This window comes from Lentibacillus salinarum (assembly GCF_042679865.1).
Lineage (GTDB): Bacteria > Bacillota > Bacilli > Bacillales > Amphibacillaceae > Lentibacillus > Lentibacillus salinarum.
This window is the reverse complement of record NZ_JBHTNH010000028.1, coordinates 282916-307214: the sequence shown is the minus strand read 5'-3', so window position 1 is coordinate 307214 and position 24299 is coordinate 282916. Positions and strand designations below refer to the sequence as shown.

At 44.7% G+C, this 24299-nt stretch carries 23 protein-coding genes; 8 read left to right on the top strand and 15 right to left on the bottom strand.

The window, feature by feature from the left end; translation table 11 throughout:
• Nucleotide 1 precedes the first annotated feature (1 nt).
• Nucleotides 2–2050, bottom strand: a complete 2049-nt coding sequence (locus tag ACFQ4A_RS14385) for an efflux RND transporter permease subunit (protein WP_382401825.1) — start codon at nt 2048–2050, stop codon at nt 2–4.
• A gap of 162 nt (nt 2051–2212) precedes the next feature.
• Here ACFQ4A_RS14385 and ACFQ4A_RS14380 point away from each other — a divergent pair, with 162 nt between their 5' ends.
• From ACFQ4A_RS14380 to ACFQ4A_RS14370, 3 genes are all read left to right on the top strand, one after another.
• Nucleotides 2213–2764: a TetR/AcrR family transcriptional regulator gene (locus tag ACFQ4A_RS14380; RefSeq protein ID WP_382401823.1), complete on the top strand. Its 552-nt coding sequence runs from the start codon at nt 2213–2215 to the stop codon at nt 2762–2764.
• Nucleotides 2765–3001: 237 nt separating this feature from the next.
• Nucleotides 3002–3955 carry an alpha/beta hydrolase gene (locus ACFQ4A_RS14375; protein WP_382401821.1) on the top strand — a complete coding sequence of 318 codons (954 nt, stop codon included), beginning with the start codon at nt 3002–3004 and terminating at the stop codon, nt 3953–3955.
• Nucleotides 3956–3969: 14 nt separating this feature from the next.
• Complete coding sequence (locus ACFQ4A_RS14370; protein WP_382401819.1) at nt 3970–4470, top strand: ImmA/IrrE family metallo-endopeptidase; 501 nt, start codon at nt 3970–3972, stop codon at nt 4468–4470.
• Nucleotides 4471–4646: 176 nt separating this feature from the next.
• Here ACFQ4A_RS14370 and ACFQ4A_RS14365 read toward each other — a convergent pair whose 3' ends face one another.
• The 3 genes from ACFQ4A_RS14365 to ACFQ4A_RS14355 are packed head-to-tail and all read right to left on the bottom strand — an operon-like array spanning nt 4647 to nt 7057.
• Nucleotides 4647–5378 carry an ABC transporter permease gene (locus tag ACFQ4A_RS14365; protein WP_382401913.1) on the bottom strand — a complete coding sequence of 244 codons (732 nt, stop codon included), beginning with the start codon at nt 5376–5378 and terminating at the stop codon, nt 4647–4649.
• 3 nt (nt 5379–5381) lie between these two features.
• The gene (locus ACFQ4A_RS14360; protein ID WP_382401817.1) at nt 5382–6314 is read right to left on the bottom strand and encodes an ABC transporter ATP-binding protein; all 933 of its coding nucleotides are present in this window, start codon (nt 6312–6314) and stop codon (nt 5382–5384) included.
• Nucleotides 6314–7057, bottom strand: coding sequence for a MerR family transcriptional regulator (locus ACFQ4A_RS14355; RefSeq protein WP_382401815.1), 744 nt, complete (start codon nt 7055–7057; stop codon nt 6314–6316). The genes ACFQ4A_RS14360 and ACFQ4A_RS14355 overlap by 1 nt, the downstream gene beginning before the upstream one ends.
• Nucleotides 7058–7592: 535 nt before the next feature.
• Between ACFQ4A_RS14355 and ACFQ4A_RS14350 the strand changes: the two genes are divergently transcribed.
• Both ACFQ4A_RS14350 and ACFQ4A_RS14345 read left to right on the top strand, forming a co-directional pair.
• Nucleotides 7593–7814, top strand: coding sequence for a hypothetical protein (locus ACFQ4A_RS14350; protein WP_382401813.1), 222 nt, complete (start codon nt 7593–7595; stop codon nt 7812–7814).
• Nucleotides 7815–8002: 188 nt separating this feature from the next.
• The gene (locus ACFQ4A_RS14345) at nt 8003–9460 is read left to right on the top strand and encodes an aldehyde dehydrogenase family protein (RefSeq protein WP_382401811.1); all 1458 of its coding nucleotides are present in this window, start codon (nt 8003–8005) and stop codon (nt 9458–9460) included.
• Nucleotides 9461–9674: 214 nt separating this feature from the next.
• Here ACFQ4A_RS14345 and ACFQ4A_RS14340 read toward each other — a convergent pair whose 3' ends face one another.
• From ACFQ4A_RS14340 to ACFQ4A_RS14300, 9 genes are all read right to left on the bottom strand, one after another.
• On the bottom strand, nt 9675–10898 hold the full coding sequence (locus tag ACFQ4A_RS14340; RefSeq protein WP_382401809.1) for a Zn-dependent hydrolase: 1224 nt from the start codon (nt 10896–10898) through the stop codon (nt 9675–9677).
• A 71-nt stretch (nt 10899–10969) separates the two neighbouring features.
• Nucleotides 10970–12157, bottom strand: a complete 1188-nt coding sequence (locus ACFQ4A_RS14335) for a hypothetical protein (RefSeq protein WP_382401807.1) — start codon at nt 12155–12157, stop codon at nt 10970–10972.
• 450 nt (nt 12158–12607) lie between these two features.
• Nucleotides 12608–13597 carry a restriction endonuclease gene (locus ACFQ4A_RS14330; RefSeq protein ID WP_382401805.1) on the bottom strand — a complete coding sequence of 330 codons (990 nt, stop codon included), beginning with the start codon at nt 13595–13597 and terminating at the stop codon, nt 12608–12610.
• A gap of 178 nt (nt 13598–13775) precedes the next feature.
• The gene (locus ACFQ4A_RS14325) at nt 13776–13988 is read right to left on the bottom strand and encodes a YgiT-type zinc finger protein (protein ID WP_382401803.1); all 213 of its coding nucleotides are present in this window, start codon (nt 13986–13988) and stop codon (nt 13776–13778) included.
• A 203-nt stretch (nt 13989–14191) separates the two neighbouring features.
• Nucleotides 14192–15214, bottom strand: coding sequence for an NADP-dependent oxidoreductase (locus ACFQ4A_RS14320; RefSeq protein ID WP_382401801.1), 1023 nt, complete (start codon nt 15212–15214; stop codon nt 14192–14194).
• Nucleotides 15215–15343: 129 nt separating this feature from the next.
• Nucleotides 15344–16630 (bottom strand): WD40/YVTN/BNR-like repeat-containing protein, encoded by a 1287-nt coding sequence (locus tag ACFQ4A_RS14315; protein WP_382401799.1) that lies wholly within the window; start codon nt 16628–16630, stop codon nt 15344–15346.
• A gap of 77 nt (nt 16631–16707) precedes the next feature.
• On the bottom strand, nt 16708–16845 hold the full coding sequence (locus tag ACFQ4A_RS14310) for a hypothetical protein (RefSeq protein WP_382401797.1): 138 nt from the start codon (nt 16843–16845) through the stop codon (nt 16708–16710).
• Entirely contained in the window at nt 16846–18126 is a 1281-nt protein-coding gene (locus ACFQ4A_RS14305; protein ID WP_382401795.1) for an acetyl-CoA hydrolase/transferase family protein, read from the bottom strand. It lies immediately after the preceding gene.
• A gap of 357 nt (nt 18127–18483) precedes the next feature.
• On the bottom strand, nt 18484–19989 hold the full coding sequence (locus ACFQ4A_RS14300; protein WP_382401792.1) for a malate:quinone oxidoreductase: 1506 nt from the start codon (nt 19987–19989) through the stop codon (nt 18484–18486).
• 235 nt (nt 19990–20224) lie between these two features.
• On the opposite strand from ACFQ4A_RS14300, the gene ACFQ4A_RS14295 reads away from it, so the two are divergent.
• The gene (locus tag ACFQ4A_RS14295; RefSeq protein WP_382401790.1) at nt 20225–21130 is read left to right on the top strand and encodes a nuclease-related domain-containing protein; all 906 of its coding nucleotides are present in this window, start codon (nt 20225–20227) and stop codon (nt 21128–21130) included.
• A gap of 551 nt (nt 21131–21681) precedes the next feature.
• On the opposite strand, the gene rlmH is transcribed toward ACFQ4A_RS14295, so the two are convergent.
• The gene (gene rlmH, locus ACFQ4A_RS14290; RefSeq protein WP_382401788.1) at nt 21682–22161 is read right to left on the bottom strand and encodes a 23S rRNA (pseudouridine(1915)-N(3))-methyltransferase RlmH; all 480 of its coding nucleotides are present in this window, start codon (nt 22159–22161) and stop codon (nt 21682–21684) included.
• Nucleotides 22162–22329: 168 nt separating this feature from the next.
• Here rlmH and ACFQ4A_RS14285 point away from each other — a divergent pair, with 168 nt between their 5' ends.
• Nucleotides 22330–22887 (top strand): PadR family transcriptional regulator, encoded by a 558-nt coding sequence (locus ACFQ4A_RS14285; RefSeq protein WP_382401786.1) that lies wholly within the window; start codon nt 22330–22332, stop codon nt 22885–22887.
• Nucleotides 22887–23381 (top strand): DUF4188 domain-containing protein, encoded by a 495-nt coding sequence (locus ACFQ4A_RS14280; protein WP_382401784.1) that lies wholly within the window; start codon nt 22887–22889, stop codon nt 23379–23381. The genes ACFQ4A_RS14285 and ACFQ4A_RS14280 overlap by 1 nt, the downstream gene beginning before the upstream one ends.
• Nucleotides 23382–23477: 96 nt before the next feature.
• Here the strand turns inward: ACFQ4A_RS14280 and ACFQ4A_RS14275 are convergent, their stop codons facing one another.
• Nucleotides 23478–24155: a helix-turn-helix domain-containing protein gene (locus ACFQ4A_RS14275; protein WP_382401782.1), complete on the bottom strand. Its 678-nt coding sequence runs from the start codon at nt 24153–24155 to the stop codon at nt 23478–23480.
• Nucleotides 24156–24299: the final 144 nt, after the last annotated feature.

The window sequence follows — 24299 nt, the reverse complement described above, 5'->3', positions numbered from 1 at the left end:
ATCACTCCCCTTTATAAACGTTTGCTTTCCATGTTGTTTTGTCAATCACCCGGTCAAATACAAGCAAGAGCGCCGGCAGCAGGAGAACGACCAGGATAAACGCCAATAACGCGCCCCGTCCAAGCAGTAGCCCAATGGATGAAACGATCGGATCCGATGATGTCGCCCATAAGATAAAGCCGACACCGGACAGGATCGACGCAGATACACCAATCGAGAAAATCTTTTCATCAATGGTTTTCTTAATCGCATCCTTAGCGTTCATTTCTTTCCGGTTTTGCGTATAGTTTTCTGTCAACAAAATGGCGTAATCGACCGTTGCCGCCAGCTGGACCGTACTGATAATCAAATACCCTACATAGACAAGCGGCGAATCGGTAAAGTACGGCACCGCCAAATTGAACCAGACCGCGGACTGAATCGTTAGCAGCAAGACAACCGGGAAGGAAATCGACCGGAATGTGATGAGCAGAACAATCGCAATCGTCACCACGGTCAGTAGGTTGACCAGCGTATTATCCTGTTCCACAATATCCTTCATATCATACAGCGTGACACTTTCCCCAAGGGCATGATAATCATCGCCATAATAGTCAGCGGCAACATCCCTGACGTCTTCCACCAAGGCAAACGCTTCGTCACCTTCATTATCCGTTGTCGTATTGATCGTGATCCGGCTGTAATGCTCCGAAAAGAACTGCTCGGTTTCCGAATCATCGAGATACTCCGGCGGGATGCCTGCACCCACAGTATTGACGTAGGAGACGGTATTTTGCACATCATCAAAGTTATCAAGTTCGTGTACAAGTTCGTCCTCTTTAGCCAAGTCGCCTTTTGGCACGAGCAAAACCACCGGCGTAAATTTGTCGAATACGTCTTCAATCGCCGCAGCATCCTGGCCGGCGCGTGTATTCTCCGGGTGTCCCCCGGTGCCGTAAAGAAAATTCGTTTGACTCTGTGCCAAAAATGCCGGAACAATCAGGATCATCACAATCAGTAGTACCGGAATCCGCAATTTCATAACATGTTTCCCGACACGATAAACACTCGGTACAAATGGTTTATGGTGTGTTTTATCAATCCATTTGTACAACATCAACGTGAGGGCCGGGAGAAAAATCATCACACTGATAAAGCTGAGCAAGATCCCTTTGACCAGATTAAGGCCCAAGTCAGCGCCAAGCCCAAACGCCATAAACGTGAGGGCCGTAAACCCGAAAAACGTCGTCGATGCACTCGCTGCAATGGCCGGAAACGACCGCTTCATCGCCAGTTTCATGGCTTCTTTCGGATCTTCTGTCTCTTTCCGGTAATCGTCAAAGCTATGCAGCAGGAAAATCGCGTAATCGAGCGATACGGCCAGCTGCAGAATCGGTGCCACGGCCTGCGTTATAAACGAAATCTCACCAATAAAAATGTTCGTTCCCAAGTTGATCAGGACAGAAACCCCAATAGCTGTCAGGAAAAACACCGGCTCGATCCACGACCGCGTTGACAACAGCAGAATTAAAATAATAAGCGGCACAAGGATTAGCGCGGCATTCATCGACTCTTGGCCGGTGCTTTCCTGCGAAATCGCCGTATCCAGGGCATCGCCTGACATGGCACCATCCTCACCGATCAACTCATAGATGGTATCCGTTGTTTCCACTTCTTTTCCTTCTTCAGTATGGAAGGAAAACAGCGCATTGCCATCCTCGTAGTACGATTCAACGGTATCCTCATCCGCCATTTCGACCGGTGTTTTAATATCCATCACATCATCGAGCCACATCACGTCAGAGACACCGTCAACCGCTTCAAGCTCTTCCTTGAATGCCGATGCCTCCTGGATGCTGACATCGTTGATCATCACCCGTGTATTGGCCACATCCCCATCAAATTCTTTATCCATAATATCTGTCGCTTCAATGGATGGTGTGTCATCCGGCATATAGTCGACCATATCATGGTTGACCGGGACGCCGAATTGCACTATCGCACTGAGAACCGCCAGCATCATAAACGTGATCACAATCGATTTTCTATGTTTCAAAATACGTGTTGCCATATCAATCGGTGCTCATCCTTTCTTGCATCATCCATTCCAACACGATATAGTATATACGACACCGTGTTGGATTTACAACAAACAGTTTTATAATGTACGTCCAAAAGCCAACAGATGACGATAAAGTGTTGACGAACGCCAAAAAGAAAGTGTGACGATTTAATGAACAAAAAACTCGACCGTCGCAAAAAATATACCCGCATGGTCTTAAAGGATAGTTTAATCGATTTATTGAAAACCAAACCAATTACCGCCATTACGGTCAAAGAAATCTGTGGACTGGCTGATATTAATCGGTCCACATTCTATACCCACTACAGTGATCAGTTTGACTTGCTCGAGCAAATCGAGGAAGAACTGATCACGGACTTAAACATCTATTTAAACCAATATAATTTCGAGCAGGAAGAAGAGGCACTGCAGATGACCGAAAAACTTCTCGAATATGTCGTGTCCAAGCAAGAGATCTGCCAAACACTCCTCAACGAAAACGGGGATCATTCCTTTGAGCGCCGTGTTATGGACGTCGCCAGGCCATTTCTGATCCAAAATTGGATGGACAATAATGAAGTTGATCCCGACATATCTGATTATGCCAGTACCTTTGTCATAAGCGGCGGCATCTATGTCATTAAACATTGGCTGGCTAACGGAATGGACAAGTCTCCGAAACAGATTGCTGAGCTGATTAATAGTTTCAGGTTCAGAGAGTGAGCCGTCCCTTGTAATCACCAAGGGGGCCAGGAGAATAACCCCTCTTTTCTCTATAATCGAAGTAAGTTCTGAAAAAGAGGCATGTTCAGAAATAAATATTTTTTCTTCCAACCATGCCCCTTTTTTGCATCTCATTTCGATTATAATAGAGAAGGGTTTGACCAGGGTCATACCGGTAACCTGAACGGAACAGGCTTTGTTCATGAAAAACAATACGCAATTCAAGGGGGGATACACATGAAAAAGAAATGGCTTATTGGTTTAGGAAGTCTTATGGCTATATTACTTGTTGGCTTCATTTTTGCAGGCAATTATTTTTATGGCGAAGGGATTAAAAGGGGTACTGATGTGCAACTCCACCAGGAAACCTCAGCTGTGAACACTAAAGCATCCGATGCAGATCAAGCTCTTGTGGCGGAAGCGAATAAGTGGTTTGATGAGCGGGAGACCGAGAAAATCGACATGATATCTTATGATGATTTGAACCTGGTGGCGCAGTTCATTGACCATGATTCCACCAACAACAAAGCGGTTATTTTAGCTCACGGGTTCCGGAATACGGGCGATGATATGGGAAAGCTTGCGAAACTTTATTATGACGAAGGATTTGATATTCTCTTACCTGATGCGCGGGGGCATGGCGAGAGTGCAGGGGATTACATTGGATATGGATGGCATGATCGGCTCGATTACCTCGACTGGATCAATTTATTAGTTAACGTATATGGTGCAGAGGATATCATCTTACATGGAAACTCGATGGGCGCTGCGATGGTTTTGATGACCAGTGGCGAAGAATTGCCGGAAGAAGTGAAAGGCATCATCGCGGATAGCGGTTACAGTACCGTAAAAAATGAACTGGCGCATCAATTACAACATTTATACGGGCTTCCGTCATTCCCGCTGCTTGATGTCACCAGTATGATCACGAAAATCCGTGCCGGTTATTTCCTGGGTGAAGCTTCAGCAATTGAACAAGTGAAGGAAAATACACGGCCATTATTCATCATCCACGGGGAAGAGGATGAATTGGTACCAACCGATATGGCGCATGACATATATGAAGCAGCCGGCGGTGACAAAGAATTATGGCTTGTGCCTGAAACAGGCCATACAAAAGCATTTGATAATGTCACCGGAGAATATCAGGATCATGTGAAGGCGTTTGTTGATAGGGCTTTGGGGGGATAAGGTGTTTTCAAAAGTTGTATAGTGAATTCCATATTCTTACCTATAAATTTGCAGGCATATTTCTTCTCCCTGAAGAATCGTTTTTAGCCGATGTGCAAACGATAAATCGCGTGACAAACCCCGATGCTTATATTGACTTGAAAACGAAATGGAAAACATCCTTGCAAGTTTTAGGGTATCGGGCGGCGAGCTTAGGGATAATGGATCCTAAACATCATCGCAACTTTTATGCAGCACTTCATCGCAAGGGATATTTGAAAAGGGAACCACTTGATGAAGAAATACATCTTCAAAAACCGCAAAAGGTGAAATCGATTATTGATTTAGCTGTCAAAAAAGGACTGGTCGACATCCGTCAAATGATCGAAAACGATTGGATGGCTGATCTGAACTTCTTTTATCGTATAACAGGTATTAATACAGGCTTTTTTGATCGTTACATGGTTAGCGATCAGGTCTTTGAATTGGATAATGTAACTGATTTATCAACGGATATGCGTAAAAGGAAGGTATAGTCATGTATGATCTTTTTAATAGAGGGGCAAAAACGAAAGGAAGCAAACATTTGCTAAATAGCAAGTGATGCTTCCTTGTTTTCTCTGCTAAGGCAGGCGTCTCTGTAGTCGTACGAATGTTATGGACAAGCCCCGGACGATCCATTAATGACACGCCATAGGAAAATGTTACATGATTATTTTCGGTTTAAAATAAAAATAGCCCCACCATAACCCAATACACACCATATCAATAAATTAACGTAATTCCCTAAGCTTGCAGAAAAGGTGGAAGCTGCCAATGAAGCCCGCATTACTTCTGCCATTGAATAAATCGGCAATACTTCATGAAGGCCTTGAAGCCATTCCGGAAGCCGTTCTATTGGAAAATTAACAGGCGAAAACATAAGAGCTGCAAAGATGGTCACTTGAGAGATTCCAAGTGAGGCAACTGGCGATAATAGATAAGAAAACCCGTACCCGACGCCGATGGAAGTTAATGCAATCATGAACAGCGCCGGAATAACCGTCCATGATACATCATATCCTGGATTAAACATAACTTGTGCAACGATTGATGAAATAATGATGCCTGGAACCGTAATCAGTAACCATATGGTTGTATCAGCTCCGAGAACTACAGCCCGGTTGATGGGCCATGTCCTGATAAACTCCATATACCCATCTGCTTTAGAAGTGCCGATCTGCTGCGGCAGGATAACCAACCCGGTAAAGATTAAAATGATCGTTGGGGCTCCCGTTGCTAAAAAGAGAATCGTTCCCGTATCCGGATTTGGAATCAGATAAGTAAAGCCGATTACGATGCCGATTGCTATCAATATTTGGATCAAGGCGATAAATACAAAAAAACCTGAATTCCTGAGAAACTGCATTTGAAAGACATACTTGAATTGACTTATTGTGCTCATCACTTAAACAACCGCCTTTCCGGAAGTCAATGTTATATAGGCATCCTCAATTGTAGTTGGAGAAAGCGAATAGTCCATCACAAATCCTTTATCAACCTGATTTTTTGCCCAATCAATAGTTGCTGGTACGTTTGCCGGATCCATGGAAAACAATATACGTGATCCATTCTGATAGGAGGACAGCGCCCAGCCCGGAATCTCAATTTCTGCTGACTCTTTTGCTACACTGAGTTCAATTCGCATTTGATTGCTGACAGAGCTTTTTACTTCTGAAGGGGTACCTTGCGCCAGGAACTTCCCTTTATGCAGGATAGCCACCCGATCAACTGCTTTTTCGGCTTCCACCACATTGTGTGTTACGAGAATGACGGAAGTACCGTCATTTGTCAGATTCCGTATCACTTGCCAAAGATAACGCCTGCGAACTGGGTCCACATCATTAGTAGGTTCATCAAGAATCACTAAATTGCCGGGAGCAATCACCGCCATGCAAAATGATGTTAACCGCCGGAAACCGCCGGAAAGTTTTTCACCCACTGTATTCGCCCACTCCGTCATATCCAACGCGTCAAACAGTTCTTCCACCCGCTTTGGATCAAAATTTTCTCCTGCCCGCATTTTGCCCATAAGTGAAACGGCTTGCTTCGGAGTAAGTAATCCGAGCGGTACCTGAGATTGCGGCTGTACGGAGCAAATGGATCGTGCCCGTGCAGGTGATTGAAGCACGGATTCACCCATTAACATAATTTTACCGCTATCCGGAGTCGACAGGCCCAAAATCTGGTTGACCAGTGTTGTTTTACCAGCGCCATTATGTCCCAGAAGGCCGTATATTTCACCTTCATGAATACGAAATGTGAGATTGTCATTAGCAACGACCCTGGACTTTCGCCGACCGGAGAAAACCTTCGTTACGCCATTCACATCAAGAATCATTATTTGACCTCCTTACTATCCGCATACTTGATCGTTAATGCACGCTCGATAAAATGAATGACGTCTTTATCCATTGGGTAAAAGGCAATACCTTCTTTTAAGTTCTGCAGTACTTCCCACATATCACCAAGTAATTCTTCATCATTTCCGAACATGTTTTCTGCCTGGTTTAACCATCGTTCGGCCAACTGCCTTGCCTTTTCTGAGCTTGGGTCTATATCAAGGTTGTTTTTGATATCACCAATGACATTCATCCATTCCTTGATGTCTTCATCGCTTATTTGTTCGTTCACGTCCATAATTTTTCTCATTTCTTCATCATTAAGAAATTCTTTATATTGCTGTAAGGCATCCTCAGGGTCTTGTTGAAACAACCGGATCGTACTGAAGATAATTGGCCAGTTGATTTCTCCTTCAAATTCAATGGCATACGATACACCACGAAGCGCTTGCTCCAACGCCTTTAAACGTTCCTGCTCCTGTCTGACCAATTTTAATTGGTGTTTGATCGACTCCTGCCAGGTCAACGTTTCACTTTTCAACATGTCTTTAATTTGTTCCAATGTGAACCCCATGTATCTTAATGCCAAAACACGTTCCAGCCGCATCACGTCATCCGCATTATATAGACGATGACCTCCATTTGTTTTTGATGAGGGATTTATCAAGCCAATTTCATCATAATAATCCAGAGTTCTCACGGTTACTCCTGTGTTCTTTGATAATTTTCCAATTGTGTACATTTCCCCACCCCTTCTGTATTTTCTACAGTATATAACAACACGTTACGTGCGATTCAACAGTCAAGTATAAAAAAGTATAAATATTTTTATAACATCAATTTGATTTGCTGGATGAAATAAAGGAAGAAATGATTGCGGATATTAACGCGTATTTAAGTTAAATTTATTTCACGCGGGAAGAGGAATCACTTCAAATACAGAGAAGCTCCTGGAGTATATGGCTTCCAAGTATGATATCTGCAGGGATCAGACACCCGAGCAAATCGCCCGGTTGATAAACGGTATTACGATAACGAGTTGAAGCGGCGGGTGAATTTAATTTGACGGAGTCACCTGGGTATTAACGAAGCCGGTGATTTATTGGGGTTTTTCAATGTCTTTTAAAAACCACTATAAAACGGTAAATTTTTTATAAACGTTTCGTGTCCTTGTCGAGTTTTATGGCGATGACTTAATTGCTTACAAGCAAAAAATCGGAAGCCATAAACATGCCAATGCATTTCTCCGCATATTCACCAATTACCTAGCCGACCTTTTGGAAGATCAACGCCCAACATCAGAGGATTTCATTACGGTAACCGATATCGACTCCGGCTGCGTACTCCAAATTGTTGGTCTGCCTGCCGATGAACTGGCACCCGGAATCCTCCTGGAAGGCGTTATGGGCAAGTTTCATGATGACTTTTTCTACACTTGGTTGTTCACGGATAATGTCTATCCGGAAAGAGCTGAGAATTATTTCGTGTTTGTTGATTGAGATGACATAATCCACTCATACCTGCAGAGAAGATATTGTTTGGGTTAGCTGTAACAATGAAGGCGGGAAGAGGTTTGCAGGGTAAAATGAAATGGGAGCAAGTTATACATTAACCAAAGTTCCTAGATTAAACTTCCTGTAAACGGGAAAATTAACAGAGAGATTGTTTCAGCACAGGAGGTATAGCGATGAATCAATATCAACAGCTCAATCAAAACTTCATCAACGGCCAGTGGGTTGATGGAACCGAAGATACAATCGTTGGGATGCACAACCCGTACAACATGGACGTCCTGGCAGAAGTCAACATTGCTTCTCTTGATCAGGTAAACGAAGCATTCGACGGCGCTAAAGAGGCACAAAAAGCTTGGGGCAAGGATGCCGCATTGCGCAAAACGGTTATGACTAAAGCCATTCAATACTTCAAAGACCATAAAGATGACATCATGGAAATCCTGACCCTTGAATCAGGCAGCACAGCTGTCAAAGCAAACCTGGAATTTGATTTAACGGTCGGCGTAATGGAAGAGTCGTTAACGATGGTCGATCAAGTCGGCAAATTTGAAGAAAAAACATCAGTCATTCCGGATAAAATGAATGAAAACTACCGCCTGCCAAAAGGCGTCATTTCATCCATCGCACCATTCAACTTCCCGCTTTATTTATCAATGCGGACCATTGCACCAGCGCTGGCACTCGGGAATGCCGTTGTCCACAAAGCCGATCTCCAATGCGGCCTGGTATCCGGTTCAGCGGTTGCCAAAGCATTTGAAGAAGCCGGCATCCCGTCAGGTGTCTTTCAATCAATTCTCACAACACCTGATGTGACTGGCGATGTCATGTTCAATCATGAAGCGGCAAACCGAATCAGCTTTACCGGTTCCACAGCTGTTGGCCGCCAGATTGGTAAAGTGGCCGGCGAGCAGCTGAAGGACGTTTCACTGGAACTTGGTGGCAACGCTCCGTTTTGTGTCATGAGCGACGCCGATATCGACAAAGCCGTTGATGCAGCGGTCTTCGGTAAATATCTGCATCAGGGGCAAATCTGTATGATGACCAACCGCTTCGTCGTCCATGAAGATGTGTACAATGCGTTCGTGGAAAAATTTGTAGATCGCTCCAAAAAAGTGAAACATGGCGACCCGCGCGACCCTGACGTTATTGTCGGGCCGCTGATCAACGAAGAACAAATGGAAAAATCACTGAACAATATCCAAAGGGCGAAAGACGCGGGCTATGACATCCTGCTGGAAGGTGAACAAGTCGGCAACATTCTAACGCCAACAGTGATCGGCAACGTGGATAACGACAGTGATCTGACCCAGACGGAAATGTTTTCACCGATTGCCCTGATTATTAAAGGCTCATCAGACACCGATATCATCGCGAAAGCCAATGACACCGAATTTGGCTTAAGCTCAGCCATATTCTGCAACGATGAGGACAAGGCACGCGCGTACGCACTTGATTTGCAATTCGGCATGACCCACATCAATGATCAGCCGGTCAATGACGAGCCAACCGCCATGTTCGGCGGTATAGGCCAAAGTGGTATCGGCCGCTTCGGCAGCCCGTACATTATTGAGGAATTCACAGAAGGCAAGTGGATTTCCGTGCAGAAGAGAGCACGGGAATTTCCGTTTTGATATGAGAAGGAAAAAGGCCCGGTCCCCGAGAGTTTGGGGGCTGGGTTTTGGTTTAAGTGATCGTGTATTTATCCGGAATAACGATCCTATGGAAACCGATGAATCTGTAGTTAGCATTAGACTGTTCACGACTCATCAAATGATACCCGTCAAAGACGGTGATTTAAATACGACTTCCTATATCCTGCTAAGGGTAGGTCCGTCCTCTTTTCATTTAAGCCTCTGTCAACTTTTTAGCTGTTTCATACAAAACATTGGCACCTCGGGCCAGATCATCTGCATGCGTGAATTCTTCCGGACAATGACTGAGGCCATTCTCACTCGGTACAAAAATCAACCCGACATCGGTCACATCGGAAAAGACCATGGCATCGTGGCCTGCTCCACTATTCATCGTATAATGGGAAATATTTAAGTCATTGCACGCTTCCGACAGCAAGGAACGTATATCATCACTCAAAGCTTTTGGTTTAATATATAATGGATGTTCTATTGATGTTTTTATGCCATTGCCGTCATATGAACGAATAATTTCTTTAACGTTTTTAACGACTTTCAAGACCTTTTCCTCTTCCCCGGATCGAATATCGACCGTAAAGTTAACCGTATCCGGAATTACGTTCGCAGCATTCGGTGAAACCTGAAGGCGTCCAACAGTGAGAACAGTACCATCCCCTTCATCGATGGCCAGCTGCGGCAGTTTCGACATGATATTGGTTGCGCTCATTAACGCATCAGAACGTTTATTCATTGGTGTTGTGCCAGCATGACCGGCGCGTCCGGTTATGGTAACACTAAGCTGTGTCAAGCCCACAATCGACTGTACGACGCCAATCGGAATGTCATTTTCCTCTAAAATTGGTCCTTGTTCAATATGCATTTCCAAAAAGGCCTTGATCGTTTCCGAATCGCGATGTATCGGCAATGACGGATCTAATCCAGCGTTCGACATGGCTTCCGTTACTAATAGACCATCAACATCCCGAATGTTTTTAAAATCTGATTCTTCAATGGTACCTGTTATACCACTCGACCCCATGAGACCACGGAATCGGGAACCTTCCTCTTCAATCATTGCAATGATTTCCAATGGATAATTTGGTGTCAGTTTATTCTCCTGAAATAAAGCTGCCACTTCCAGTCCGGCTACAACACCACCTGCCCCATCATAGGCACCGCCGTTCGGCACACTATCAAAATGAGATCCCACCATAACACTGGGAGCATCTTGGATTTTCCCTTCCAATTTACCAAATATATTGCCGATGCCATCCTCTCTCACAGTTAACCCATACGCTTTCATTTGTTGTTTAATATACTCACGCGCTTGCAGATCCTCTTGACTGTAAGAAAGTCTTGTGACGCCATTTCCTGGTGTTTGCGTAAATCCACTCAATGTTTCAATGTGTTTTTGAATTCGCTCGATATTTACCTGCATGTTATGCCCCTTCCATTTCAACCAATGTTTTTAACGAACCATATCGTATTCCTGTTTTGAGATATATGGCTTTACAGAAATCCGACAAGTACACCCGCCAGTACAACAGAAACAATTGTTACCGTGACAAATCCCCCAACCAACATGGGCGGCAGCATATGACTCGTCAGGACTTCTTTTTCTTCCTCATCATCTGTTAACGATTCAATTACTTCATTCGTTATAATATAATCTGCCGGAAATCCATATAACGCCGTCAGCGCCACAGCAAAGGACATTTCTTTACTGAACTTAAGGAAAATCCCAGCAAGTAATGAGAAGATATACATACCAGCTACACCCAATAAAATACAGCCTATGAGAATAAATAATATATCCATCATCATGTCTGGTGTCGCATTTTTCAATCCATCAAGTATATACAGCATAAGTCCGAGCATAGCAAAACCGAATCCACTTGCCTTTTCCAATAAGTTCCTTTCGAGGAAACCAACATGTGTCGCCAGAACGCCCAACACCAAACAGAGGACATAAGGGCTGATTGACACAACAGGTTCCAAAACAGTTGATACAAGATAAGCCAAATAACCGACAAAAGCCAATTTGAAAAATTTGAAGTAATTTGTATTATATTTCTCTGGGATTTTTTCAAAGAACGTTATCCCCGTTTTTTGTGGTTGTTCTACTGTTGATGCCGTTTCCTTCCTAGCAAGCTGTCCGCTTCTGTTCAGCTTAAGTAGACGCTCGCCCTCTTTCTTCAACATGATGGATGTTAATGGATATCCCAGGAAACCTTGCATGACATACACAACAACAGCAAATACGGACAAACTCATCAGGCCTGCTTCCGCTGCGCCTTCTGACATAATAAGGGCAGAAACTAACCCACCTACCAATGGCGGAATAGCCACAATTACTGTTTCAATTCCAAATAATAATGTTCCAATGCTTAATAGGAGAGCAATGGCACCCAAGATCCCTGATAATGCGATAAGAACGGTTTTCCATTGTCTTTTCAATTCCTCTAAGGATAACAAGGTACCCATATTCACAATTAACAGATACATTAATGCTGTAGCGACAACGGATGGAATCCCTGCCTCCGCAACGATTTCTGTCGGGAAAAACGTCCAGTAGCCTAATAGAAAAAGAATGGCACAAATAAAAATGGACGGGACCCACGCCTTAGTCCGTACAGCGACAAAATCGCCAATGAATAGAATGAAAATAATAATAACAAGTGCAAGCATCTGTGACATAACTCTACAACTCCTGCTAAAAATAAAATAATAATTTACATTGTAACAATTCAGTCATAGAATTTAAAGAAAGTTTATGGAATAAACAAGTAATTTAAAAAATGCGACTTAACCCCATCCATCTTATATTTTTTAATTTTCAGTTATTATTGATGTTAACGCCGATGGTTATTCGTGAGGTGCTGGCCATGGTATGATTGGTGCAGCACCGGCGAATCAATGAAAGCACTGGAGGAATTAATTGAAGAAGCCGGTGGCGATGTGTGGCAATAGCAGCCATATTAGCTGAAGGCGATGCAGCTGCACGAGTTGACATATTGTTTTCGGAAAAATTACCGACGTTTTAGTAATGCCAAGATGTTAACTTTGCCCGCTTTTATCTACAAAACGAAAAAACGCAGGATAAAGGGGCATCATGGACCCGCCCCTTTTCATTTATCCCTCGGTTAGTTACTGCTCAGGTATGTACATTTTTCTTAGTGGCATTAATCCTTTTATATCGGACGGCATATTTTCATACCAGTCTACAAGCATTTTAACCAGTTGTTCCATATCGATCACCCGAACCGAATATTGTTTGGCTACCGTTAAGGCATTGGAGGTGAATCCACCAGTCGATATAAACAGACAACTTGAATCCATTGGGTGAGCACCTAATAATTGTTGTATTTCCTTGGATTCTGCTTTGCTTTTTCGATGTTTGACTTGTGTTTTAATAATCGGTTTTTGAAATCCAAAAGCATCCTTAGAAGCTAAAACGTCCACGCCTCCATCTGGTCCTTTAGCTGGTTCCTCAACATAATAGCCCATTGCAACCAATAAGCCGGCTGTTAATCTTTCCATTTCCCACGGGTCAAGACGATCGATCTTATCTTCTATCAATCCTTGTGCAATGCCTTCAAGGTCTTTTATGGAATCACTTTCTTGCTCATCGTCTTTCGTTTCTACGAATTCCCCGGCATGAGGGTCCATTAGAAGTTGTTCAAATGTATCGCCCCATTCATCAACCCTGAACACTGTCAGGGTAGAGCCCAGGCTGTTTTTGGCTCTTTGCGGTAGGGAATCTCTGGGGATGCGCTTACGCTCCCATGAAATCCGAATATGGTTCGGATATTTCGTATCGCCAGTATTTCTATCAAAAAAATGACTTTCTTGTACTGTTCCGATTAAATACTCCCGCTTCTCTTTCGAATACGTAATCACGCGGTCGTCCTTATGTATTTGATGACTAAATCGCCACACCTGATTAACCCAACTCGAACGCGAACGAGGGTTTTCATCACTAAAGACAGCGTCTGCCTTCCCCTTTAGGTCTGCCTTATCCGAATAGTCCTTTGGATTTCCCAATTGCGGCCATCCGATTGAAGCAATCCCCTGTTCCAGCCATATAGGTATTAACTCGTTATTATCGCCGGCCCTGATCATCCACCATCTTGTCATTAAACTCTCTCCCTTATGTTCATTAACAGTACTAATATATCAAAAATAGGGCACGAGCGACATCGTCTTGATTACTTTCAATGAGAATAATATTTAACCATACAAAAGGAGATTGAGAATCACCTCAATCTCCTTTTGTATGGTTAATCCGTTTTGCCTGTCCGATCATAAATAATATTTATTGATAAGAAATTTCGTTCAAGTTTTTAGAGTAAGCTTCTTTTAAAAGGTCGGAAACATTCACATCAGTACCATATGAAGCAGTTCCACAAAATTCACAGTAGTAATGAGGAACATTTTTTATAATTATCTTTTTTGATCCAATAACATGTTCGACATCACCAATTTGGTGCTTCGCATATCCGCCACATTTACAAGGAACATCCATCATAGTATGTGTAAGCTCCTTCACAGTACTCATATTTCCAATAACCATTTGTATATCATTTCCAGAAACCTTATTTAAAATCGTATGATCAGACATATTGTACCATAGGATTTATTGACTTGCTTTCACACTTTTTCAATTGGGTTGAATGTTTTAAAGGTTTTATAAAAGGAGACTGAGCATCAACTCAATCTCCTTTCTCCACCTTATCCGTATTGCCTGTTAGCCACCTTCACCAACAGCTTCCCAATGTTCTTCCCTCTAAACAGATCCAGGAAGGCATCAGGGATATTGTCAAAGCCTTCACGGATGGTTTCGCGGTAGGTCAGTTTACCTTCCTGCAGCCATTGGCCTAGCTGCTGGGCGCCTTCTTTGAAGCGATCGGAGTAATTGCCGACCGTGAAACCTTGCATTAGGGCGCTTTTCTTAATGAGGGTCTGCTGCACGCGCGGGCCGATGTCTGTTTCTTCCATGTTGTAAGTGGATATAGCACCGCATATTGGTATGCGTGCGTAGCGATTCAATTGCGTCATGACAGCATCTGATATCTCCCCGCCGACGTTATCGAAGTACACATCAATACCGTCAGGACAGGCGCGCTGCAAGTCGCTTTTTATATCATCCGTTGTCCGGTAATTGATGCCTTCATCAAAGTTCAGTTCGTCTTTCAAGTAACTGATTTTTTCATCGGAACCGGCGATGCCGACGACGCGTGTGCCTTTGATTTTAGCGATTTGTCCGACAGTGGAGCCGACCGAGCCAGCAGCACCTGAAATGACGATGGTCTCGCCTTCTTTTGGTTTGCCGATATCAAGCAGGCCAAAATAGGCAGTCAAGCCGGTCATGCCCAGTATGCCGAGATGAGTGGTGATCGGCGCGATTGACGGATCGATTGGGCGGACTTCATTTTCGCCGGCGACATAGTATTCCTGCCAGCCGAACATACCCGTCACGACATCGCCTTCTTTGAACCGGTCTGATTTGGATTCGATGACCTCGCCAATGGAACCGCCATCGATTACCTCATTGAGTTTAAACGGTTCAACGTAGGATTCCACATTCTCCATTCGGCCGCGCATATACGGATCGACGGACACATACAGCGTTTTGATAAGAATCTGGCCATCCTTAACGTCCGCAACATCTTTTTTCACAAATTGGAACGTATTGTTATCCGGCATGCCCTGTGGCCGTTTAGCCAGGATGATTTGTTTATTCACACGAGTCATGGGATCGTCTCCTTTGTATAAGCAAGTTTTATCGTAAGTTGTTTCCATGGTAAGCGAAATAACAGTGTAATGCCAGTGAAAATAACAACAAGGGGTTAGTACGAGCTTTCCCTCAAAGCAACTCACTACTCACCTTTCAATCACATCATCCGGATCAACCAAATTGGCAAATGACCATGTTTCGCCATCATCTACGGTTACAAATCTCGCCTTCACATTCCCACCTTGGTAATCGCCATTTGGGCCTTGGTTTACAAGCATTGTACCCTGAGATCCGTCAAATGTTGGAATTTCCGTAACGGTGAAAATGCCCTCATACTCAGCCGGAATGGGTACGTCAACGCGGTTCCATGTGTTGCCACCGTCTGCTGTTCTGTACAAGTCAGGCACTGCCGGATGATCATTTCTGGTAATCGACCCGAACGACACGAATCCAACCTCTTCATCGATAAATCCGCCGCTCGTTACCTGCCGTTCTGACGGTACGCTCCCGACTTCTTCCCACGTTGTGCCGCCATCGTTGGTTTTAAAAATCATATTGCCTTCCCAACTCATCGTTCGACCCCCGGTTAGAATCAAAAAGCCGTTGTTCTCGGAAACAAAATCAAGAAGGCGCATCCGTACCGCCTGGAATGGACTGGAAACTGATGATGTCTCCCATGTTTCGCCCTGATCCGTTGATTGAAGCACGCTTACACCTTGATGGCCGCCAACCACGAAAGCTGTCCTTTCCGGCGTAATCATGTAGCTGTCTTCAATCAATTCATTTTTTGGCCCGTTATAATCGCCTTCAAAGAACTCATTGATGTCTACCGGTACCTCCGTCCAATTGTCGCCGTTATCATAGGTGACTTCGAGTGTGTCGTTCCCTATCCGGTAGCGATTGTCCTCATTAGGCACATCGATTCCCGCTTCTTTTTGATAGGTATCTTCAACCGGAGACAAGTCACCGATGGCATTGGATATATCATCAATCCTGAGTAGCGTATAGTCGTTTTCGCCTGTCTTTTTAATCCGGAACGTCCATTGGATATTTTTTACCGTTCCGTCATCTTGTACGTCCCCCCAGCTGTGATGGGTGGACCAATTTCCCTTTTCCAATTGTGCCCAGAATGTTACCTCAACAGCAAATTCCCTTTCGTCTCCTGCCAGTAATTGAAAATCGTTGTAGCGTACGTCAGTCAGTCGTTTCCACGAGCTCACATCGTCCCCCTTGTACTGATTCATATAATCAAACCAGAAGCGATAGGCGATGTCTTCCGGTTCCTGATCATCCGTATCAACCGTGACGGTCATTGGCAGGGGTTTGTTTAAGTCTTCCTCGTAATAAAAATAGTAATAAATCAACGCGGCTGCTGCTAATAAGAGAAGGAGTGCAACGCCAGCTATTGCGGTTCTTTTTTTCGTGAAAATCATCCAGTTTCCCCTTTTACTAGACTTGATATGTCTATGATACCATTCATACTTATACGCTAGTAACGTATTTCACCTTTTCAGTCATATTTAACGCCTCGAACCTGTATTCTTTCTTCTGCTGTATATAATAGAGCCGCCGCAGCCGGATTGTTGGATTGAAGATATTCCCGCCAGTTCATCTTTCGTAGTTCAAGCATCAGAAAATTAAATGTCATCTATAAATACCCCATCCTCTTCGCCGCAAATGTCAGCTCATCCCTGAATCCTGGATGAGCGATGTCAATCAATGCTTTCGTTCGCTCCCGGATGGTCTTCCCGCGGAGTCGTGCAATGCCATACTCGGTGACGATATAATCCACATCATTTTTGGATGTGGTGACAGGCGTGCCTGGCTGCAGTGTCGGTACAATTTTGGAAATCGAATCACCCTTAGCCGTTGAGTGCAGGCAAATCACGCCCCTGCCACCATCTGACAGGTGGGAAGCCAATTGAAAATCCGCTTGTCCGCCTGTCGATGACCAGTACGTGCCACCGACCATTTCCGAGTTGACTTGGCCGAGGAAATCGACCTCTACACCGGCGTTGATCGTCACCAGATTGTTCGCTGCCTGCAAGCGGCCGACATCGTTCGTTTTGTTCACCGGTAGCATATAAATCGCGTCGTTTTCATGCATAAAATCATAAAGTTTCCGAGTACCATAAGCGAAGGTCGCGGTCATTTTGCCGGGTTTAAACGGGTTGTTTTCGTTCGTCACAGCGCCGCTCTCGTACAGCGCTATGATTTTTTCCGGGATCATTTCCGTATGAATGCTCAGATTCCGGTAGTGCTTCAGATTGTCGATTATCGCATTCGGAATCGACCCAAAGCCGATCTGGAGTGTATCCCCGTTGTCAATGAGCCCCGCGACATGGTCACCGATCAGCTTGTCCTTTTCCGATTGCGGTGCGGCGGGTGCTTCCGGAATCGGCTGATGATGCTCAATCAACGCGCTGACCTCAGAAATATGAATCTGGTTCTCCCCGTATGTGCGCGGCATGTATTCATTCACTTCCAGCAATACCGTGTCGGCATGTGGCAGCATCGCTGTTATATGATCGGCATTCGTCCCGAGTGAAAAATAGCCATTCTCATCCATTGGCGAGGCGACGGCCATGAGCACTGGCTTCCGGGCAATTTGCCGCAGGAGCTTCGGTACGTCAGAAAAATGGTTTGGCAACAGATCGATTTTGCCTTCCTTAAATGCCTTTCGTTCCGCTACTCCCATAAACATGCTGATGATTTTCAGCTTGTCCGGATCCACGTCCAGTACGTCACGGGTGGTGAACATTTGAAACAGACGATTACCCTGGAGCCCATCGTACGTTTCCAGCTGTTTTCTCAAGGCATTCGGTTCCCCGGCCAAAATCGGCGTGATGATATCGGATTTCGGTTGAATAAACGCGGTGGAGCCTTCTTTTGTGCGATGTTTTTGCTGGTATAACTGTGCAGGATTCATGATGTATTGCTCCTTTTATTAGAGATGACACCTTTAGCGTACAAAAATTTTGAGTAGAATGGTAGGGGGCATGACAATTATCCCACAATCATCGTACCCCATATAGAAACACTGGCAAAATGTGTCGCACCAGCCTTCCCTTTTGCCACGGGGTGTCATCCGGCCAGTTTTTGCCATATTCAGCTGATTTTATTTATAAACCGGCCGCTTTGCAAGTCTATCCGGCGGCCTATTCCCATTCTCCGGCAACTGTATTACCCCCGTCTTCAGGACTCCGTATCAGACATATGTAAAAAACAAAAAGAAGCATGCATTTGCTAAAGCGGCAAACGATGCTTCCTTTAAGAGGTCGTTCAATTATACCGGATTTGCCTGGTTTTCATCCACCAGCCCAAGTGCCTTTGCTGTTGTCGAATGAATGTCACGGGCCAGTTCCGGGTGGTCCTTCAGTGACACGCCATACGACGGGATCATTTCTTTGATCTTTGGCGTCCATTCGTCTACATACTGCGGGAAGCATTTCTCGATGACCTCCAGCATGATGGAAACTGCCGTGGAAGCGCCCGGTGAAGCACCGAGTAGTGCGGCGATTGATCCATCGGTGGCATTGACCACTTCCGTTCCGAATTGAAGGGTGCCTCTGCCGCTCGCGTCCGTATCTTTAATAACCTGGACACGCTGGCCCGCTGTTACCACATCCCAATCCTCGCTGTTGGCATCCGGAACAAATTCACGCAGTTCCTCGATATATTGTTCTTTCGACAGCATCAACTGCTCCATTAGGTACTTAGTTAATGGCACGTTCTTGGCACCCGCTGCTAACATGGTGAAGACATTATTCGGTTTGACCGAGCCCAGTAAATCCAAGTTGGAACCGGTCTTCAGGAATTTTGGCGAGAAGCCGGCAAACGGTCCGAACAGCAATGTTTTTCGGCCGTCAATATAGCGAGTATCCAGATGCGGCACTGACATGGGCGGCGCGCCGACCGGGGCTTTGCCGTAAACTTTGGCGTGGTGCTTCTCCACGACTTCCGGATTGTCACAAACAAGGAAGAGTCCACTTACCGGAAAGCCACCGACATGTTTGCTTTCCGGAATACCGGTTTTTTGCAGTAATGGCAGTGCTCCTCCGCCGGCACCGATAAAGACAAAATTGGACGTATGGGTTTGAAGCGTGCTTCGTTCGAAATTCCGCACCTTTACTTCCCATGAGCCATCCTCAGTCCGCTGGATATCATCCACCGTATGATTATAGTTGATCGTCACATTTTGGTTCGCCAAATGCGCCAGCAATTTACGTGTGAGCGCCCCAAAATTGACATCTGTTCCGGAATCAACTTTTGTCGCTGCCATTGGCTGATCGACTGTCCGCTCATCCATGATCAGCGGCATCCATTCCTTTAGTGTTTCCGGATCATCAGAAAATTCCATCCCCTGGAACAACGGGTTTTCTGTCAGCGCTTCAAACCGCTTTTTCAAAAACCGGACATTATTTTCCCCGTGGACTAAACTCATATGGGGCAATGGCATGATAAAGTCCTGCGGGTTCTCAATCAGTTTACTGTTCACAAGATAGGACCAAAGCTGCTTTGATACCTGAAACTTTTCATTAATATTCAGCGCTTTGCTGGTATCAATCGATCCGTCCGGTTGTTCAGGCGTGTAATTAAGCTCGCACAGTGCAGAATGCCCCGTCCCGGCATTATTCCATACGTTGGAGCTCTCTTCTCCCGGGTTTTCGAGTTTCTCAAAAACGGTAATGTTCCAATCTGGTGCCAATTCTTTTAATAGTGATCCCAATGTTGCACTCATGACTCCTGCGCCAATCAGGATAACGTCTGTTGTGGTATGTCTGCTACGCATAATTTACCTTCCTTATATCGTATGTTTTGCTGAAAGGATGTAAGCCGCTCCTGCGCATGTGCTAATGCGTCAAAAGCAACATGTCTTACGATTCAATATACTCTTATAATAGTTTACCACTCTTATCAACAGATTAAAATATTTATTTATTTTGCGTGCGCGATACCGATATCCATGCTGGGAAAATCCCCCTGTATTTAGTATAATCGTAAGAAACTAAGAAAGGATGTGGGACATGCCTTATAAATCGCGTACGAAAACGGCTGAATTGCAAATATTAAGCTCCCTGAACACGCGAATGGCTTTATGTGAAAAGGGCAAGCAACATTTTTTAAATCTGAGCAGAGGCTTTGAAGGGGAGGTCCTCTTTGATACCTTGACCGAAAAGCTACAATGCGACTGCCTCGTACTAAATGACCTGCTGCTAAGCGCCAATAACACCCTCTTTCAAATTGATTCGCTGCTCATCACATCCAAGACGATTTACTTGTTTGAAGTGAAAAATTATGAAGGGGATTATTCTTACGAGGCGGATAAATTTTTCAAGCTGCCTCACTATGAAATCATCAACCCGCTGCACCAGTTAGGAAGAAGTGAATCATTGCTCCGGCAGTTACTCTCCAAGCATGCCATTCATCTTCCAATTGAATCCTCCGTTGTCTTTATCAACCCAGAATTTACGTTATACCAGGCACCTCTCAGAAAGCCAATTATTTTCCCAACCCAGATAAAAAACTACTTGCGTCAATTAAATGCAACATCTTCCAAACTTAATGAAAAGCACAAGCGATTAGCAGATAAATTGATCTCGCTTCACATCAAGGAATCGCCTTATCAGCAGCTGCAGTCTTATCACTATGATGATTTGCGAAAAGGCATAACGTGCGCAGCCTGCGGTTCCTTCTCCACCAGCGTTGAAGGGAGAAAACTCGTTTGCAAGGAATGCGAGCACAAGGAAGCGCTTGCCGAAGCTGTCGTGCGGGGTGTCGAGGAATTCAAGCTGTTATTTCCGGAAAAAAGCATGACAACAGCTGTTATTCGGGAATGGTGCCGAGTCGTGGATTCCAATAAGCGGATTAGGAAAATATTAGAGGATCACTACACGAAAATTGGCTCAAAGCGGTGGGCTTATTATGAATAACCGGAGGCATAGGGCCGTGGTTTTGGGAACGGCATGGGGTGGGCACCGATTTTACCGACGAATTGAGGATGCGGGGTCGCTATTATCGGACGCTCTGGGAGGTGCTGGGAGCCGTTCGGGCGTTTAGAAGCGCTCTATTCGACGGTGCGGACAATTTCACGAGCCGTTTCGGCGTTTAGAGGCGCTCTATCCGACGTTGTGGACGATTCCGCGATCCGCTTCGGCGTTTAGAGGCGCTCTATTCGACGGTGCGGGACGATTTCGCGAGCCGTTTCGGCGTTTAGAAGCGCTCTATTCGACGGTGCGGGCAATTTCACGAGCCGTTCGGGCGTTTAGAGGCGCTCTATTCGACGGTGCGGACAATTTCACGAGCCGTTTCGGCGTTTAGAGGCGCTCTATTCGACGGAACAGACGATTTCGGGGGCCGTTCGGGCGTTTAGAGGCGCTCTATTCGACGGTGCGGACGATTCCGCGAGCCGCTTCGGCGTTTAGATCAGCTCTATTCGACGGAACAGACGCTGACGACTGCCGCTCGGGCGTTACCGTTTAGACTATTTATGGTACGGTTCCCCCCTCATAATCCTGAAAGCCCGGTAAACCTGTTCCAGCAGTATCATCCGCATCATCTGATGAGGAAATGTCAGCTTAGAAAACGACAGTGCCAAATCGCTGCGCTTTTGCACCGCTTCGCTTATCCCGACGGACCCGCCAATGACAAAGGCGATTTTGCTTTTGCCATGGATGGCGAGCTCGTCCAGCCGTGCGGCGAATTGTTCGGAGCTGAGCATTTTTCCGTCAATCTCCAGTGTGATGACATACGTATCTTGGCTGATATGCGATAAAATACGCTCGCCTTCTTTTCGCTTCACCGCCTGCATGTCGGCGTCACTCATGTTTTCCGGCGCTCTTTCGTCAGCCACTTCCACGATCTGGACCTTCGCATAGGGGCCGAGCCGCTTCAAGTATTCGTCGATCCCTTGTTTGAAGTATTTTTCCTTTAATTTTCCGACGGCGATGATCGATATTTTCACGAGTTGAACATCCTTTTTCATTGCATTTTTTGTCAGTTTACCAAAAATCCGGTACAAAAACAGCTTCACTTTATCTGGCACGTATTATCAAAATCTTATTTACAATTTTAATCGCTTCATGTATACTATATCCAATTGATATATATCATATTGATAGGGTGAAAGCCAATGAAGGGATATAACCATACAACATACGCCATACTCGGACTGCTCACAATCGGTTGCCATTCAGGTTACGCGATCAAACAAATGATTGACCAGAGCCTGAACCATTTTTGGAAAATCAGCTATGGCCAGATTTATCCGACGTTAAAGCAGCTGGTGCAAGATGATTTAGCTACGGTTGAGGAGACGTCACAGGAAGGGAAGCCACATAAGAAGGAATATTTTATTACATCGAAAGGCGAAGCAGAACTGCGCGAATGGCTTCAAAGCCCGATCGATGCTATACCCGTGGAAAAAAACAATGTGCTGCTAAAACTGTTTTTTAGCCGCCATCAACCTCATGATCATACCATTGCCCATCTGGAAGCATATAAACAAAAACTTCAAGCGCATTATCATACGTACGAAACGATTGAACAGATGATTGTCTCTCAATTGCACGAGGAGAAGGACGCACCGTATTGGCTTTTTACACTGGACTATGGAAAACGGGTGACAGCAGCTGCAGTTGATTGGTGCAGCGATACAATTCAAAAACTAAACGACTGGGAGGAAATATGATGGGAAAATCCATTTATGAAGGCCGGTATACGACCGAAAACGACCAGGATCTTGTTGTGTTTATCATTGGCATGCGCATCAACAAACGACTTGCCATAAGACAATGGCTGCCGGTGTTTACCGCGATGCCGGGGATGATCAGGGAGTTATACGAAAATAAAGAGGAGCTTGGTTTTCTTTCGATGGAAAACTTTTTCGGACTTCGCACAACCGTTATGATTTCCTACTGGCGATCCCAGGAAGATTTGCTTGCCTATTCAAAGGGACAGAAGCACCTGAGCGCGTGGAAAAACTTCAACCGAAAAATCGGCGATACCGATGCGGTCGGGATCTACCATGAAACCTACGTCTTGCCAAAAGGGCATTATGAAGCGATTTATGGGAACATGCCCGTTTATGGACTCGCCAAGGCAGTAAATCACAAACCGGTTACCGGTGAAACGATTTCGGCTAAAAAGCGTTTGAATTCTGTTCAAACCAAAACATCACCATAAAGCCTTATAAAAAATAGTAATATTGAACGTAGAGAAGGATGTTGAAGATGTTTAATTTAGGGTAAACCATTATCAAGCAGATGGGGACTTTTTTCATTAAAGGTCAAACTCATTGACGCCCCCCGCTTCTCTATTTTTTCTATCGAGCTGTTTGAAAAGCTTATCAACCTTTTGATCCTGCTCTTTCGTTGTAATAAAGTTATCTTCCGGAATTCGCCAATGGCCACCTTCTGATCGATAAGCGCCGTTGAACTTACCACTTTCACACATTCTCCGTACGGTTTGGTCGCTGAGACCCAACTTGTGAGCAGCTTCACTGGTTGTATAATATGGATGATTACTTTCTTTTTTTACTTCTGCTGGGCTTATTTTATCCAATGGTGAATGAACAGTTTTTCTAAGGCGCACCTTTTGTTTTGTCTTTTTTGCTAGAATAGACGCTACCATTTTCTTATTTGTGTCTTGAGCGTCTTCGGTCATTTCGCTGATCATTTGAATATAATCCAGTAGTTCTTCGAATGTCTGTTCGTAACTCGATGTTGAAATTTTCTTTCGTATAGCCATATCAAGGTGTCTTAATTGATCCAAATGCTTTTCATCCGGAATAGAAAAACGCAAATCTGAAATAATCGGCGTGTAAATGTTCATGAGCCTCATTGATTTTTCAAGTGTTGTTCTTAAGAGTGTTTCAGCTTTATTTGCATCCTCCAGCTGCGTGAAATACTTAACGGTATCCCATAGCGTTTCTTGTTCACGGTTCACAGTGGTTGTCATTTGAATGACCTCCTTTCTCATTATTGTTCACTATTAAAACTCAACATATTCAATAAATTCAACATAACTAACATCAAAAAAGTTTGGCATTCACCTCGTCTTATAACGCGTACCTAAGCTTTTCTTATAAGGTCATCCGTAAAA